This window comes from Streptomyces hygroscopicus subsp. hygroscopicus, from assembly GCF_001553455.1.
In the GTDB taxonomy this organism is placed as follows: domain Bacteria; phylum Actinomycetota; class Actinomycetes; order Streptomycetales; family Streptomycetaceae; genus Streptomyces; species Streptomyces hygroscopicus.
On sequence record NZ_BBOX01000233.1, the window covers coordinates 1 to 14,559 of the forward strand.

13 protein-coding genes and 1 pseudogene are annotated in these 14,559 nt (G+C 72.6%); 7 read left to right on the forward strand and 7 right to left on the reverse strand.

The features are described 5' to 3' along the window. The 3 genes from AXW62_RS23370 to AXW62_RS23380 form a co-directional block, all read left to right on the forward strand. Positions 1-487, forward strand: a 487-nt coding sequence (locus tag AXW62_RS23370; protein ID WP_252368693.1) for a GvpL/GvpF family gas vesicle protein, incomplete at its 5' end; no start/stop codon positions are given. Then, positions 484-780: a gas vesicle protein gene (locus AXW62_RS47200; protein WP_370682931.1), complete on the forward strand. Its 297-nt coding sequence runs from the start codon at positions 484-486 to the stop codon at positions 778-780. The genes AXW62_RS23370 and AXW62_RS47200, both read left to right, overlap by 4 nt. Further along, positions 777-1,124, forward strand: a complete 348-nt coding sequence (locus AXW62_RS23380) for a gas vesicle protein K (protein ID WP_244502767.1) — start codon at positions 777-779, stop codon at positions 1,122-1,124. The genes AXW62_RS47200 and AXW62_RS23380 overlap by 4 nt, the downstream gene beginning before the upstream one ends. Here AXW62_RS23380 and AXW62_RS23385 read toward each other — a convergent pair. Beyond that, positions 1,078-1,593 carry a MarR family winged helix-turn-helix transcriptional regulator gene (locus tag AXW62_RS23385; RefSeq protein ID WP_060946231.1) on the reverse strand — a complete coding sequence of 172 codons (516 nt, stop codon included), beginning with the start codon at positions 1,591-1,593 and terminating at the stop codon, positions 1,078-1,080. The genes AXW62_RS23380 and AXW62_RS23385 overlap by 47 nt on opposite strands. A 93-nt stretch (positions 1,594-1,686) precedes the next feature. Between AXW62_RS23385 and AXW62_RS23390 the strand changes: the two genes are divergently transcribed. Both AXW62_RS23390 and AXW62_RS46950 read left to right on the forward strand, forming a co-directional pair. Further along, complete coding sequence (locus AXW62_RS23390; RefSeq protein WP_060946232.1) at positions 1,687-2,058, forward strand: VOC family protein; 372 nt, start codon at positions 1,687-1,689, stop codon at positions 2,056-2,058. A 701-nt stretch (positions 2,059-2,759) separates the two neighbouring features. Further along, a pseudogene (locus tag AXW62_RS46950) lies at positions 2,760-3,440 on the forward strand (DNA-3-methyladenine glycosylase family protein); the annotation flags it as partial. Positions 3,441-3,617: 177 nt separating this feature from the next. On the opposite strand, the gene AXW62_RS23400 reads toward AXW62_RS46950, so the two are convergent. Further along, complete coding sequence (locus tag AXW62_RS23400; protein WP_060946233.1) at positions 3,618-4,016, reverse strand: VOC family protein; 399 nt, start codon at positions 4,014-4,016, stop codon at positions 3,618-3,620. Between the two features lie 64 nt (positions 4,017-4,080). Further along, entirely contained in the window at positions 4,081-5,067 is a 987-nt protein-coding gene (locus AXW62_RS23405) for an aldo/keto reductase (protein ID WP_060946234.1), read from the reverse strand. Between the two features lie 327 nt (positions 5,068-5,394). Here AXW62_RS23405 and AXW62_RS44075 point away from each other — a divergent pair, with 327 nt between their 5' ends. Continuing rightward, on the forward strand, positions 5,395-5,631 hold the full coding sequence (locus AXW62_RS44075; protein ID WP_143712367.1) for a hypothetical protein: 237 nt from the start codon (positions 5,395-5,397) through the stop codon (positions 5,629-5,631). 202 nt (positions 5,632-5,833) lie between these two features. Here the strand turns inward: AXW62_RS44075 and AXW62_RS23410 are convergent, their stop codons facing one another. Beyond that, a complete protein-coding gene (locus AXW62_RS23410; RefSeq protein WP_060946235.1) occupies positions 5,834-8,404 on the reverse strand; it encodes an ABC transporter permease in 2,571 nt (856 codons plus the stop codon). Beyond that, the gene (locus tag AXW62_RS23415; RefSeq protein WP_060946236.1) at positions 8,401-9,225 is read right to left on the reverse strand and encodes an ABC transporter ATP-binding protein; all 825 of its coding nucleotides are present in this window, start codon (positions 9,223-9,225) and stop codon (positions 8,401-8,403) included. The genes AXW62_RS23410 and AXW62_RS23415 overlap by 4 nt, the downstream gene beginning before the upstream one ends. Positions 9,226-9,676: 451 nt before the next feature. On the opposite strand from AXW62_RS23415, the gene AXW62_RS23420 reads away from it, so the two are divergent. Beyond that, positions 9,677-11,527 (forward strand): MDR family MFS transporter, encoded by a 1,851-nt coding sequence (locus tag AXW62_RS23420; protein WP_252368696.1) that lies wholly within the window; start codon positions 9,677-9,679, stop codon positions 11,525-11,527. A 489-nt stretch (positions 11,528-12,016) separates the two neighbouring features. Here AXW62_RS23420 and AXW62_RS23425 read toward each other — a convergent pair whose 3' ends face one another. Continuing rightward, positions 12,017-12,934: a coiled-coil domain-containing protein gene (locus tag AXW62_RS23425; protein WP_060946237.1), complete on the reverse strand. Its 918-nt coding sequence runs from the start codon at positions 12,932-12,934 to the stop codon at positions 12,017-12,019. A gap of 211 nt (positions 12,935-13,145) precedes the next feature. Beyond that, on the reverse strand, positions 13,146-14,559 hold a 1,414-nt coding region (locus tag AXW62_RS23430), incomplete at its 5' end, for an SUKH-4 family immunity protein (protein ID WP_252368695.1).

Genomic DNA, 14,559 nt, shown 5'->3' on the forward strand with positions numbered 1-14,559 from the left:
GGGCGCGACCCCGGGCCCGTCCCGCCCGGCCGCGACCGGCAGCGGCCGGGCCTATCTGGACCGCGTCCGCACCCGGCAACGGGACCGCGAACAGCGCCACACCCTGGCGCTGCGCGCCGCCGAACGGGTGGACACCGTGGTCCGCGGCCTCGCCGTGGCCGCGCGCCGGCTGCGTCCGCACGGCGTCGAGGTGACGGGGAAGCACCGTACCCATGTGCTGAACGCGGCCTACCTCCTCGACCTGGGCCGGGAGCGGGAACTGCGGGCCGCCCTCGCGTCATTGCGCCGCGACGAGACGGACGTCCAGATCGAGCTGTCCGGACCGTGGGCGCCTTACTCCTTCGCCGATGGGGGGATCGCCGACGGGAGGATCGCCGAGGTAGGGATCAACGAGAGAGGGCCCAACGAGGAAGAAATCGACGAGGGACGGGTCGGTGAGAGACGGATCGACGGGGCACAGGTCAGCGGAGGAGGAACGTCCCCATGACCAGGGCCACCTGGGACGCCGCCCCGACGAAGGCGCTGTGGGAAGCCGTCCCCGCCGAGGCCGCCAGGAAACAGGCGCCCGACTGGGGGGCCGCCCCCGCCGAGGCCCTCGGCCCGATCGGCGTTCCCCTCGTGGACCTCCTCGACCGGGTGCTCGCCACCGGTGTCGTCATCACCGGTGACCTGGTCATCGCGATCGCCGAGGTGCCCCTCGTCCGCCTCTCCCTGCACGCCCTCCTCTCCTCGGTCAACGAACGGGTCCAGGCCCCGTGGGCCGACAGCGGCCCGCTATGACTCCGCCGCCCCCGGCCCCCTCGGCCGACTCGCCGCCCCCGGCCCCCTCGGCCCGCTCGGCACCCTCGGCCCCCGCCCGGGTCGACATCGACCGCGACTCGGTCGGCCGTGACCTCGTGGCCCTCGTCCTGACGGTCGTCGAACTCCTCCGTCAGCTGATGGAACGTCAAGCGATCCGCCGCATCGACGCCGGTGGCCTCACCGACGACCAGATCGAGCGCATCGGCACCACACTGATGCTGCTCGACCAGCGCATGGCGGAGCTGTGCGACCAGCACGGCCTGACGGCGGAGGACCTCAACCTGGACCTCGGCCCGCTGGGCACCCTGCTCCCCCGCGACTGAGACCTGGCCAGCCGCCGAGCGCCTCGGCCATGCGGTCGAGGTCGGTGAGGAGGGCGGCGAGGCGGCGCTGGGGGAGGGCGTCGACCATCGTGCGTTCGATGGCGTAGACGGCGGACCGGGCCGCGTCGAGGCGCTCGCGGCCCCGGGCGGTGAGATGGGCGGGAAGGGCGCGGCCGTGGTCGGTGGTGGCGGGGCGGGAGATCAGGCCCGCCTCCTGCAGACCGCGCAGGACGACGTTCATGGACTGCCGGGTGACGAACGCGCCGCGGGCCAGTTCGGCGTTGGACAGGCCGGGCCGCTGGTCGAGGAGTTCCAGGCAGGCGTACTGCGGCACCGTCAGGCCGTGCTCGCGCAGCGCCTTGTCCATGGCCCCGCGCAGCGCCGCGGCGGCGCGCTTGAGGCGGTATCCCACGTGCTCGGTGATGTCCTCGGCGGGGTGCGGCGGGGCCACGGGCTTCCGGTCTTCCATGTCAGGATTTTGACATAGGTGACAGCCGTGCGTACAGTCCGGTGATGTCAAAGTCCTGACATCACGCAGTCATCGATCGATCGAGGAGGACCCATGACCGTCACCGTCGACGGCCCTGACTTCATCGCCTTGCAGGTACGCGACGTCGAGGCAGCGGCCACGTTCTGCGAACAGCACCTCGGGATGCGGCGGGCACCGGCCTCGCCGCCCGGTGCGGTGGTGTTCACCACCGAGCCGATCCCGTTCGCCGTGCGCGAGCCCCTGCCCGGCGTGCATCTCGACGACGTCGAGCGGCCCGGCCTCGGGGTGGCCCTGTGGTTCCGCACCGCCGACGCCCAGGCCCTGCACGACCGGCTCGCCGCCGCCGGGGTGCCGATCCTCAGCCCGCCCAAGGACAGCCCCTTCGGCCTCACGTTCACCTTCACCGGCCCCGAGGGCTACGCCATCACGGCACACGGAGGCTGATCATGACCTCCGTCGTCCTCACCCCCTCCGGCCCCTTCTCGCTCGCGGCGAGTGCGCGCTTCCTGGAGGGCTTCACCCCGGCGAGCTACCGCGGCTCGGCGGACGAGGTCCTCCGCCTGGCCTTCCCCGCCGACGACTGCCACTCGACGGTGGCCGTCGCGGTGCGGCAGGAGGCGGCGGCGGACGGCGGAGTGGGCAGGGTAAGGGCCGAGTTCACCGTGTACTCCGGCGCCCCGACCGACTCCTTCGGCTCCTCCGACTCATCCGACTCCCCCTCGGCACCCACCTCCGGCACGCCCGGCAGGTCGGGCGGGTCCGGCGGAGGCGGCTACGGCGGGCCCGGGGGGGCCAGTGGCTACGGCACCCCAGGCAGGCCCGGCGGGTCGGGCGGGTCGAGCAGAGGCGGCAGCTACGGCGAACCCGGCGCGTACGGCGAGCCCGGCGCGTACGGCGAGGCCGGGCATGCCGACGCGACCGGGACCAGAAGGTCCGGCCGGACCGTCTGGAGCCAGACCAGCGCGTCCGGCACGAACGACGCGTCCGGCGCGCCCGACGCGGGCGCCGGGGCCACCCGGCCCGGCGAGGCCGGAGCCGCCGGGACCGGCCCCGGCGAAGCCAGGCGCGGTGGCACCTGGTCCGGCGCACCCAGGCTCGGTGACGGCTGGTCCGATGGCCCGGAGCCCGGTGCCCTCGACCCCAGTGCGGCCGTCCGGGCTCAGCTCGCCCGCATCCTCTCCCTCGACGTCGACGGAAGCGGCTTCCCCGGACTCGCCGCCGCCGACCCCGTGGTGGCCGGGCTCATGGCGGACTACCCGGGCCTTCGGCCGGTGTGCTTCCACTCGCCCTACGAGGCCGCAGCCTGGGCGGTCATCGGCCACCGCGTCCGCATGACCCAGGCCGCGGCCGTCAAGGCCCGCCTCGCCGAGCGGTACGGACGGCGCGTCCAGATCGCGGGCCGGACCCTGTACGCCTTCCCCACCCCACCGGTCCTGCGCACGATCACCCGCGCCCCGGGCCTGACCGAGGTGAAGATCGAGCGGCTGCACGCACTGGCCGAGGCGGCCGACGACGGTCTGCTGGATGCCGCACGGCTGCGCGCGATGCCGGTGGACGACGCCCTCGCGGCGCTGCGCGCCCTCCCCGGCATCGGCCCGTTCTCCGCCGAACTCATCCTCATCCGCGGCGCCGGGCACCCGGACGTCTTCCCGCGGCACGAGCCGCGGCTGCACGCGGCCATGGCCGACGCGTACGGCCTCGGCGCCACGGACTCCCGCGACCCGCGCCGGCTGGCCGGGATCGCCGACCGCTGGAAGCCCTACCGCAGCTGGGTCGCGCTGCTGCTCCGCGCCCGCGCCGAGCGCATCGGCCACTGCCCCTCATAGCCGCGCCGAACGCACCGGCCGCCACCCCCGCGTAACCCCACCCAGCTCACCGGCCGCCACCCGCGTAATCCCACCGAACACACCGCACGCCACCTCTCACCGGCCGCCACCCGCCATCACCACGCCGAAGAGCCAGTCCGCCCCCGTCGCGCGGACCGGCTCACCGTCGAGGGGCGCTCATTCGTTCCCGACGACCATCAGCACATTGCCGTCGCCGTCCCGGAAGCTGAACATCGGCGGCACCGGGGCGCCCCAGCGCTGGACCTCCGGGTCGGTGTCGACGCCGCGCGAGCGCAGCGCCGCGTGGTCGGCGTCGATGTCCTCGGAGGTGAGGATGATGCCGGTCGCGTACCCCGGCGCCTGGCCGCCCTCCTGCGGCAGGACAAGGGCGATCCCGGCGTGGCCGCCCGCCGGGGCCACCTCGATCCAGCGGTGACCGTCGCCGAACGGGATGTCCGCACGCTTCTCGAAGCCCAGCGTGCCCACGTAGAACTCCAGCGCACGATCCTGGTCGGCAACGGTGACGGCGATCCGGCCCACCTCGGAGAAGTGGGTGCCCTTCGCGGTCTCGGTCATGATGATCTCCTTTGGGACGACGCGTTCACCTACTGAGACCGCCGGGCGCCGGAAAACTCATCGGTTATCGGTTGACGAAGGCGAGGCTCTTCTCGTCGTAGCGGGTACCGGCGACCTGCTCGGCCGGGGCGGCGGCGTCGATCGCGGCCAGCTCCTCGGCGGACAGCTCGAGGGTCGCGGCGGCCAGGTTCTCCGCCAGGTACGTCTGGCGCCGGGTGCCCGGGATGGGGACCACGTCGGCGCCGCGGTGCTGCACCCAGGCGAGGGCGAGCTGCCCCGCGGTGACGCCCTTCGCGGCGGCCAGCTCGTTCAGCTTCTCGACGATGACCAGGTTCCGGTCGAGGTTGCCGTCGGCGAAGCGCGGCTGGGTGCGGCGCATGTCCCCCTCCGCCAGGCCGTCGGTCGAGGTGTAGCGGCCGGTCAGGAAGCCGCGGCCGAGCGGCGAGAAGGGGACGAGGCCGATGCCGAGCTCGCGGCAGACCGGGACGATCTCGTGCTCCAGATCCCGCGTCCACAGCGACCACTCGCTCTGCAGGGCCGCGATGGGGTGCACTGCATGGGCGCGGCGGATGGTCTCCGCGCTCGCCTCGGACAGTCCGAGATGGCGCACCTTGCCCGCCCGGACCAGCTCGGCCATCGCGCCCACGGTCTCCTCGATGGGCACCTCGGGATCGACGCGGTGCTGGTAGTAGAGGTCGATATGGTCCACGCCGAGCCGCCGCAGCGAGGCGTCGCACGCCTGGCGGACGTACGCGGCGTCCCCCCGGATCGCGGTGGGCTCCCCCAGCCGGTTGGCGAACCCGAACTTGGTGGCCAGGACCGCCTGGTCCCGGCGCCCGGCCAGGGCGCGGCCGAGCAGTTCCTCGTTGTGCCCGGCGCCGTAGAAGTCGGAGGTGTCCAGCAGCGTGACGCCGAGGTCGAGGGCGCGGTGGATGGTGGCGATCGACTGGGCGTCGTCCGAGGCGCCGTAGCCGTGGCTCATTCCCATGCAGCCCAGGCCCTGGGCCGCGACGGTCAGGGCGCCCAGGCGACGGGTGGGCAGTTCGGACATCGGGTACCTCCCTCGTGGTCGTGACGTTCACGCTAGGAGTTCGAGCGCACTCCACGTCAAACCACCGGTCAAACCACCGGACCGGCGCCGCCCGGGAATGCCGCTCCGCACGTCCGGATATCCGCAGAGAATCGGCCATCAACGACACATGCATTGACACTGTGCCGGAATTCCGCGGGCCCGCCTGAGCGGCGGTTTCGCTGTGCCGGAATAGGCCGCCGCCTCCTCATCCGGGCCGCGCGGTAACAGCTCTAGTGAATTCCCCGAACTGGTCCGGCTAGCTTTCTCGTCACGATGGAAGGTCCACCGAATCGGAGCGTATGTCATATGCGATCTCGTCGCCTCGCGTTAGCCGCGGCAACCACCCTCGGGGCCGTCGCCCTCACGCTGGGAATCGGAGGAACGGCCCAGGCCGCTGCCCGCCCCCCGCTCACCATGGCCGAATGCTGGGCCTCTGGGGGCATGGTCATCCCGATCAACGTGGTCGGGGCCGTCTGCCTGTGGCAGAACCCCGACGGCACCATCGACTCCGCGCAGATCACCGACTCCGTGGGTATCAACTGACCTGAGCGTCTGTCTCCCACGGTCTCCGCGGTCTCCGCGGTCTCCACGAAGTCGGCCTCGATTCCCGCGGTTGATGTCCGGGTGCGCATTCCCCGGTCGGAACACACGGCCGGCCCGCTGCGCTCCCCCGTCGCGCACCGGGCCGGCCGGCCTGCTGCCCCTCCCGCCCAGGGAGGGGCAGCGGGCCTCGTCTCCTCCGGGGCTACTCCGTGGCGATCGCGTTCAGCACGTTCATCCGGGCCGCCCGGAAGGCCGGGACCAGCGCGGCGACCAGACCCACCACGGCGGAGCCGATGAAGACCGTGATGATCGTCGGCCACGGGATCTCCAGGGTCTTCAGCCCCTCCAGCGCCAGCAGCTTCTGGGCCGTGGCCCCCCAGCCCATGCCCAGCCCCAGGCCGAGCAGCGCGCCGAAGAGCGCGATGACCACGGACTCCAGCCGGATCATGCGGCGCATCTGGCGGCGGGAGAGGCCGATGGCGCGCATCAGGCCGATCTCCCGGGTCCGCTCGACGACCGACAGGGCCAGGGTGTTCACCACCCCGAGGACGGCGACGATGATCGCGAGCGCCAGCAGCCCGTAGACCAGGTTGAGCAGCTGACCGACCTGGTCCTTGACCTCTTTCTTGTAGTCGGTCTGGTCGCGCACCGTCACCGACGGGTAGTGGTGCAGCTGTGCCTTGAGAGAGGCGTACGCCGCCTTCTCCTGACCGTCCTTGGCCTGCGCCAGCATCATGGTGTCCGCCGGCATCAGCTTGGCGGGGAGGTAGCGCTCGACGGTGGTGATGTTCAGGTACAGCGCGCCCTTGTCGAGGGTGACGTCGTCCGAGGTGATCGCGGCGACGGTGAGCTTGGCGGTACGGCCCTCCGCGAAGGTGACGGTCACGGTGTCGCCCCGCTTCACCTTGTGGTCCTTGGCCAGGCCCTCCGGCACCGACATGGCGTTCTCGCCGTACGCTTCGGACAGGTCGCCCGAGACCACCGGGGTGCGCAGGTCCTCCGCGTACGTCGGGTCGGCGGCCGAGAGGTCCTTGGTGACCGTCGTGCCGTCCGGCAGCGTGAGCCTGGCCTTCTCGATCATCTTGACGTCGCTGATGTGCGTCAGCCCCTTGGCCTGGTGCACCGCCTGCTCGATCCCCTTGGTGATCGGCTGGCCCGTGTCGGACCCGATGATGAAGTCCGCGCCCACCGACTTGTCCAGCTCGTCGGTGGCCGAGGCGACCATCGAGGAGCCCACCACCGACAGACAGGCGACCAGGGCGAGGCCGATCATCAGGGCCGCGCCGGTGGCGCCGGTGCGGCGCGGGTTGCGCAGCGCGTTGCGCTCCGCCAGCCGCCCGACCGGACCGAAGATCCGCAGCACGACGGTGGCCAGCGCGCGGACCACCAGACCGGCCAGCAGGGGGCCGATCACGATGAAGCCGATGAGGGTCAGCACCACGCCCACGCCCAGGAACATCGAGCCGTCGGCCGCCTTGTCCGCGTTCCCGGCGACCACCAGGGCCGCCGCACCGCCCGCGGTGAGCAGCGTGCCGATCGCGCCGCGGATCCGCCCGGCCTTGCTGTCCGCCGGGGTGCCCGCGTCCCGCAGGGCCGCCATCGGCGAGATCTTCCCGGCCCGGCGGGCGGGGATGTACGCGGCGATGACGGTGACGACGATGCCGATGGCGAGGCCGACGACGGGCGTGGTCGGCTTCACCGTCAGCTGGTCGGTGCTCAGATGCAGCCCCGCGCTGCCCATGATCTTCATCAGGCCGACCGCGAGACCGACACCGCCGAGGACCCCGAGGATCGAGCCGACGACGCCCAGCAGCAGCGCCTCGATCAGCACCGACCGGTTGATCTGCCGTCGGCTGGAGCCGATGGCGCGCATCAGGCCGATCTCCCGGGTGCGCTGGGCGACCAGCATCGAGAAGGTGTTGACGATCAGGAAGATGCCGACCAGGACCGCGATCCCGGCGAAGCCGAGCATCGCGTACTTCATGACGTCTAGGAAGGAGCCGATGTCGTCCTCGGCCTCCGCGCTGGACTCGGCCTTCGTCTGCACCTTGACCCCGGTGCCCAGATCGGCGACGACGTTCTTCTTCAGCTGTTCGTGGCTGACGCCCGGCTGGGCGGTGACCGCGTAGCTGGAGTAGGCCCCGGGCGCGCCGAGCAGCTTGCGCTGCGCGGTGTCGGTGTCGGTGTAGAGGAACGCGGCGCCCGGGTTGGTCACCTGGAAGGTCGCGATGCCGACGATCTTCGCGCGGAACTCGCCGGGGATGGCGATGACCCGCACCTCATCGCCCAGCTTCAGCTTCTTGTTCCTGGCGGTGTCGGCGTCGACCATCACCTCCGTCGGGCCGTGCGGCGCATGGCCCGAGGTGATCTTCACCGATCGCTTCTCGGTCGGGTCCCAGTTGGTGCCGATGGTCGGGGCACCGGAGTCCGCGCCGATGTTGTTGTCGTTCCGGTCCGCGACGGTGATCGACTGGCTGGTGGCGTCACCCGTCACCGACTTGACGCCGTTCACCTTCTCCAGCCGCGCCAGCTCCGCGCCGGGCAGGGTACGGATCCGGCCCTGCCGGGTGTCATTGTCGCTGACGCCCTTCGGGCTGACCGTGACATCGGAGGCCGTACTCGCGAAGAGCTTGTCGAACGTGGCATTGGTGGTATCGGTGAAGACCAGCGTGCCGCAGACGAACGCCACCGACAGCAGCACGGCGATGGCGGACAGCGCCATCCGCCCCTTGTGTGCGACGAAGTTGCGCAGCGAGGTCTTGAGGACGGTCATGACACCCGTCCACGCGCGTCGAAGTCCTCGGGGGTCCGGGGGTCGCCCCCCGGCGATAGATGCAGCATCCGCTCCAGCACCAGATCGGCCGTCGGGTTGTGCATCTCGTCGACGATCCGGCCGTCGGCCAGGTACAGCACCCGGTTGGCGTAGGAGGCGGCGACCGGGTCATGGGTGACCATCACGATCGTCTGGCCCAGCTCGTCCACGGAGCGCTTGAGGAAGCCCAGCACCTCGGCACCGGCCCGCGAGTCCAGGTTCCCGGTCGGCTCGTCACCGAAGATGATCTCGGGACGGGCGGCCAGGGCGCGGGCCACCGCCACCCGCTGCTGCTGACCGCCGGAGAGCTGGCTGGGACGGTGCTTGAGCCGGCCGGACAGACCCACGGTCTCCACCACCCGGTCCAGCCAGGCCCGCTCGGGCTTACGGCCCGCGATGTCCATCGGCAGCGTGATGTTCTCGATCGCGCTGAGCGTCGGCAGCAGGTTGAACGCCTGGAAGATGAAGCCGATCCGGTCCCGGCGCAGCTTGGTGAGCTTCTTGTCCTTCAGCCCGGTGATCTCGGTCTCGTCGATGAAGATCTGCCCGGAACTGACCGTGTCCAGCCCGGCCAGGCAGTGCATCAGGGTCGACTTGCCAGAGCCGGACGGGCCCATGATCGCGGTGAACTGCCCGCGGGCGATGTCCACGTCCACATGGTCCAGCGCGACCACCCGGGTCTCCCCGGAGCCGTACGCCTTGACGACCTGGCGTGCGCGGGCGGCGACGGCCGTATGTCCTCCGCTGCCCCCGGTCCTGGGAATCGATACAGCCGTTGTCACGGTCTTTCTCCTTCGTGTCCGATCGGCGATCTCGGTTCCCGATCAGGGCTTTCATCCTGACCCGATCCGGGAACCTCCGCGATGGGGAGCAACTCCCTCTTCGCGGTGGGGCTAGCCCCACCCCCTCGGTCGCGCAGCCCCTGGCAACCCTATGAACCGGACACGACAGGCTCCTCATCCGCCGGGACGAACCGGTGGTAGGAGTACAGGCTGGGCATCCCCTAGGGGAGTAGGACCTGAGACGGAGCGGAACTAAGGGTCGATCCCACACCCTTTGGTCACGTCAGGGCCAAGCCGGGCGGTCTGGGCAGCCCGGTTGCGTTCTTCCCCGGCCCGGCCCCGGCATGGAATGGTGGGTCGTACAAGAATCGTCGTAGCACCATCGTGAACACGTGCCGGCGCGGACCGGCGGAGGGAGCGCGCCACCGTGGGCGGCACCGCACGACGGCCGATGGACGCGGACCCCAGGCCCCCCGCGCCCCAGCCACAGACCGGAACCCCCACCCCCCGCGGGCGCCGCCCCGTCGCCGCCGCCCTGATGCTCGGCATGGCGCTGGCCGCACTCGACTCGACGATCATCTCCACCGCCGTACCGCAGATCGTCGGCGACCTCGGCGGCTTCTCCGTCTTCTCCTGGCTCTTCTCCGGCTACCTGCTCGCCGTCACCGTCTCCCTGCCGCTGTACGGAAAGCTCTCCGACACCTTCGGCCGCAAACCCGTCCTGCTCGCGGGCATCGTCGTCTTCCTCATCGGATCCCTGCTGTGCGCCGGCGCCTGGAACATGGGCACCCTCATCGCCTTCCGCATCGTCCAGGGGCTGGGCGGCGGGGCCCTCCAGGGCACCATCCAGGTCATCGCCGCCGACCTCTACCCGCTCAAGGAGCGCCCGAAGATCCAGGCCAGGCTCTCCTCCGTCTGGGCGCTCTCCTCGGTGGCGGGCCCCGCGATCGGCGGAGTGCTCGCCGGATACGCCGACTGGCGCTGGATCTTCCTCATCAACCTGCCCGTCGGCGCCCTCGCGCTCGTCCTGATCGCCCGTCACCTGCACGAACCGCGACGGCACCGGGACGGCCGCCCCAGGATCGACTGGGCCGGGGCGCTCGGCGTGTTCCTCAGCGGCGGACTGCTGCTCACCGCCCTCGTCCAGGGCGGAGTGGCCTGGAGCTGGCTGTCCGCCCCGTCGCTGGCCCTCCTCGGCGCCACCGCCGTCTGCGCCGCGGCCACCGTATGGATCGAACGGCGCGCCGCCGAACCGATCATCCCCGGCTGGGTCTGGCGCCGCCGCACGATCTCGGCGGTCAACCTCGCCTTCGGCGCGCTCGGCCTGCTGATGATCGCACCGACCGTCTTCCTGCCCACCTACGCCCAGTCGGTGCTCGGACTCGGCCCGATACCCGCCGGATTCGTCCTGTCCACGATGACGCTGAGCTGGCCCATCGCCGCCGCCCTCAGCAGCCGCGTCTACAACCGCGTCGGCTTCCGGCGCTGCGCCATCACCGGCATGACGGCCGCCACGCTGATCCTCGCCGTCTTCCCCCTGCTCCCCTACCCGGGCGCCGCCTGGCAGCCCGCACTGATCATGCTGCTGCTCGGGGGCGCCCTCGGGCTCTTCCAGCTGCCGCTGATCATCGGGGTGCAGTCGTCCGTCCCATGGGCCGAACGCGGCACCGCCACCGCCTCGATCCTCTTCTGCCGCCAGGTCGGCCAGAGCGTCGGCGCCGCCCTCTTCGGCGCCGTCGCCAACGCCACCCTGGCCTCCCGGCTCGCCGACGCGCCCGACGCCATCCGGCCGGGACTGCCCGACGACCTGGACTCCGTCTCCCGCGCCCTGGAACACCCCGGCGCCCTCAGCGACCGGGCCGCCGACTATCTGCGGCGGGCCGTGGACACCGCCGTCGACCACGTCTACCTGGGCGCGGCGACCGCCGCGCTGCTGGCCCTGCTGGCCCTGGTGTTCCTCGCCCCGCGCCGCTTCCCGGTCCACGCCGAAGGCGAGACGGAGTCCGGGGCGGAGGCCGGGGCGGAGGCGGAGGCCGGGGCCGGGGACGAGTCCGGGGCCGGGGCGGAATCCGGGCCCGTGGCCGGGGACGAGACCGAGGCCAGGGCCGGGGCCGGAGGAGGGGCCAAGGCCGGGACCAGGGCCCGGGCCGAAGGAGGGGCCAAGGCTAGGACCGAGACCGGGACCGGGACGGACGCCGGGTCCGAGACCGACGGCAGGGCCGACACCGCACCCCTGACCACACCGGAAGCGGGCGGCGCCGGGAGCGGGCGGCCCGGAACCGGGCAGCGGCCCCGGCCTTGAGACCGGCAGCCCGGACGTCGGCAGCCCCGACATCGGCGCCCCGACACCGCACAGCCCCATGCCGGGCAACCCCGGCACCGGCAACCCCAAGACCGAGCAGCCCGGAGACCAGGCAGCCCCGGCACCGGCAAACCGGAGACCGGCAACCCCGAGACCGCACAGCCCCAAGGCCAGGCAACCCCAGCACCGGCAGCCCGGAGACCGCACAGCCCCAAAACCGAGCACCCCGGAGACCGGCAACCCCAGGGCCGGGCAACCCCGAAACCAGGCAACCCCGATACCGCCAGCCCCGGCACCGCCAGCCCCGGCACCGCACAGCCCCGACACCGCACAGCCCCAAAACCGAGCAGCCCCGGCACCGCACAGCCCCGAAACCGAGCAACCCCAAAACCGGGCACCCCCGACACCGCCAGCCCCGACACCTGCGCCCCGCCCACCGCGTGGCGGCCGGGCCCCGGAACCGGGGCGGGGCGAGGCGAGCCAGGGCGCTCAGATCTCGGGGCGCGGTGCCGCCGTGTCCTCCGCCACCGGCCTGCCGGTCAGCGCCGCCAGGCTGCCCCGCACATGCTCCAGATGCGCCCTGAGTTCCTCACGCCGCTCCACATGCTCACGCAGCGTCCGCTCCGTCTCCCGCGCCAGGCGCTCCTCCCGGGCCCGCGCCTGGGCGATGATCTCCGCCGCCTGCGCCTGCGCGTCCTCCTGCCGCAGCCGGGCGGCCTGCTCGGCCATCCCGTACTCCCGCTTGGCGTCGTCGAGCGTGGCCTGGGCGTACTCCTCCAACTGGGCCAGCCGGGCCGTCATCGCGTTGTCCCGCTCGACCAGCTCCCGGCCCGCCGCCTCCCACCGCTCGGTGTGCTCCCGCTCCTGCTCGGCCAGGATCCCGGCGGCGCGCTGCCGCATCTCCTTCAGATCCGCCAGCGCCTGGCTCCGCCACTCCTTGGCGTCCTGCCGCGAGGCGGCCCGCAACTCGTCCACGTCCACCTGGGCCGACTCCAGGGTGGCGCGGGCCGCCGCCTCGGCGGCCTCGCGGACCTCCTCCGCCTCGTCGCGGGCGGCGTCCCGCACCGCACGGGCCGCGGCCTGCGCGGCCTCCCACTCCTCCTGCGCCGACGCCTCGGCCGCCGCCCGCAGACAGACGACCTCCTCCTCGGCCGCCATGAGGATCAGCTGGGCCCGGTCGCCGAGCGACTCATAGGTCTGGGGGGCCAGTTGGGCGATCACCTCACGCAGCCGCTCCGCCTCGGCGGTCAGCTCATTGGCCAGTACGGTGAGGCGCGCGGCGCGCTCCCACGCCGCGTCCCGCGCCTCGGACAGCTCGGCCACATAGTGGTCGACCTGCGCGGGCCGGTAGCCACGGCTCCGTCCGCCGACGATGGTGAAGCCATGAGGTGACACCGATGCGCCCATCCTTGGAACCCCTTTTGTCCGGTATGCAACGCGCTTCGGCGCACATCTTTATAGATGGCATCTCATCCCCCATAACGCGACACTCCGCCCATATCAGTGGGCGGGCCGCCGCCGGTGACAACAACGACGAGGCGCCCGCCCCCGTCACGGGGGTCGGGCGCCTCGATCGCCGTTGGTCCGATGACGCGCGGTCACCGCCGCGCGGACAGGCTCAGAGCAGACCGTCCCACATCTGTTCCAGCAGCACCGCCCACCAGTTGTCCGGAGCGGACAGCGCCGCCGGATCCAGACCCGCCAGCTGCGCCTGGAAGTCCACCGTCCAGCGGCCCGCCTGGTCCGGCGTCAGCCCGTAGCGCAGCCGCCACATCCGGCCCAGCAGCGCCATGCACCGCACGAACTCCGGCAGCCCGGTGTTCACGAACTGCGGCGGCACCGGCTGGGGCGTCGCCTCGAGCGGCACCGCCACGATGTTCGCCGTGCCGTACTGCACACACAGCTGACGGCCGAAGTCATTGCCCATGACCAGGTACGAACCCGCGTCCGGCGCGGCCTGCACGCCACGCTCCGCCGCCAGCTCCGCCAGCGTCGGCACCGGGCGGCCCGGCTGGGCCTGCGCCCAGAAGAACGGACCGAAGTCCACCGGCAGCCCCGCCCACACCAGCGTCTGCGCCACCACGTCCGGAACGCCCATCCGCGACACCGCCCGCTGGTCGAAGCGGACGATGCCCTGCGGCCCGAACGCCTGGCCCAGCTCATGCGCCAGCCCCTCCGGCGGCACCGGCGGAATCGGCTGCACCTGGCCGGGGTGCGGCAGCGGCACCCGGTTCGGCGCCGGACGGGCCGGACCGTCCGCCACCTGGTGCAGCTCGCCCTGGTGCTCCAGCAGATGACGCACACCCTGCTGACGGGTGGCGTGATCACGCCCGTACGGAGCGGTGTGGCTGATCCGCACCTGCGGCCAGCTCTCCCGGATCATCCGGGCGCAGTAACCACCGGGCAGATCGCAGGACTCCAGCTCGGTGTGGAGTTCCAGCACCTGCTGCGGCGGCACGTTCATCGCCCGCAGCTCATGCAGGATCTGCCACTCCGGATGCGGGGTGCCCGGCGCCGAACGACGGATGAGCTGCTGCTCCGAACCGTCCTGCGCCCGGTAGCGCAGCACCGCCATGTAGCCGGGTCCGACGGTCGGGCCGGACGGCGGCGGATACGCGTAGCCGGGCGGCGGCGCCATGCCCGGCGTGGGCATACCGGGCGTGGGCATACCGGGCGCGGGCATACCCGGCGGCGGCGCGATCCCCTGGACGGGAGCGCCGGCGGGCGGCGGCATATGGGGGGCGCCCGGCGCTCCCGGTCCACCCGGATACGGGGGCGGCGGCGTCTGCGGACCACCCGCACCGGGGACACCGGGTGGGCCGGGCGGCTGCGGACCGGACGGGGCACCCGGCGCACCGGGCGGAGCCGGATAGCCGGGGCCGCCCGCACCGGGCGCCGGCTGTCCACCGGGACCCGAGAGCACCGTCGCGGCGGCATGCACCCCGCCGGCGGGCGCACCCGGCGCACCCGGCGGAGGCGTCTGCCCACCACCCGGCCCACCAGACACACCGGGCGCACCGGGCGGACCAGGG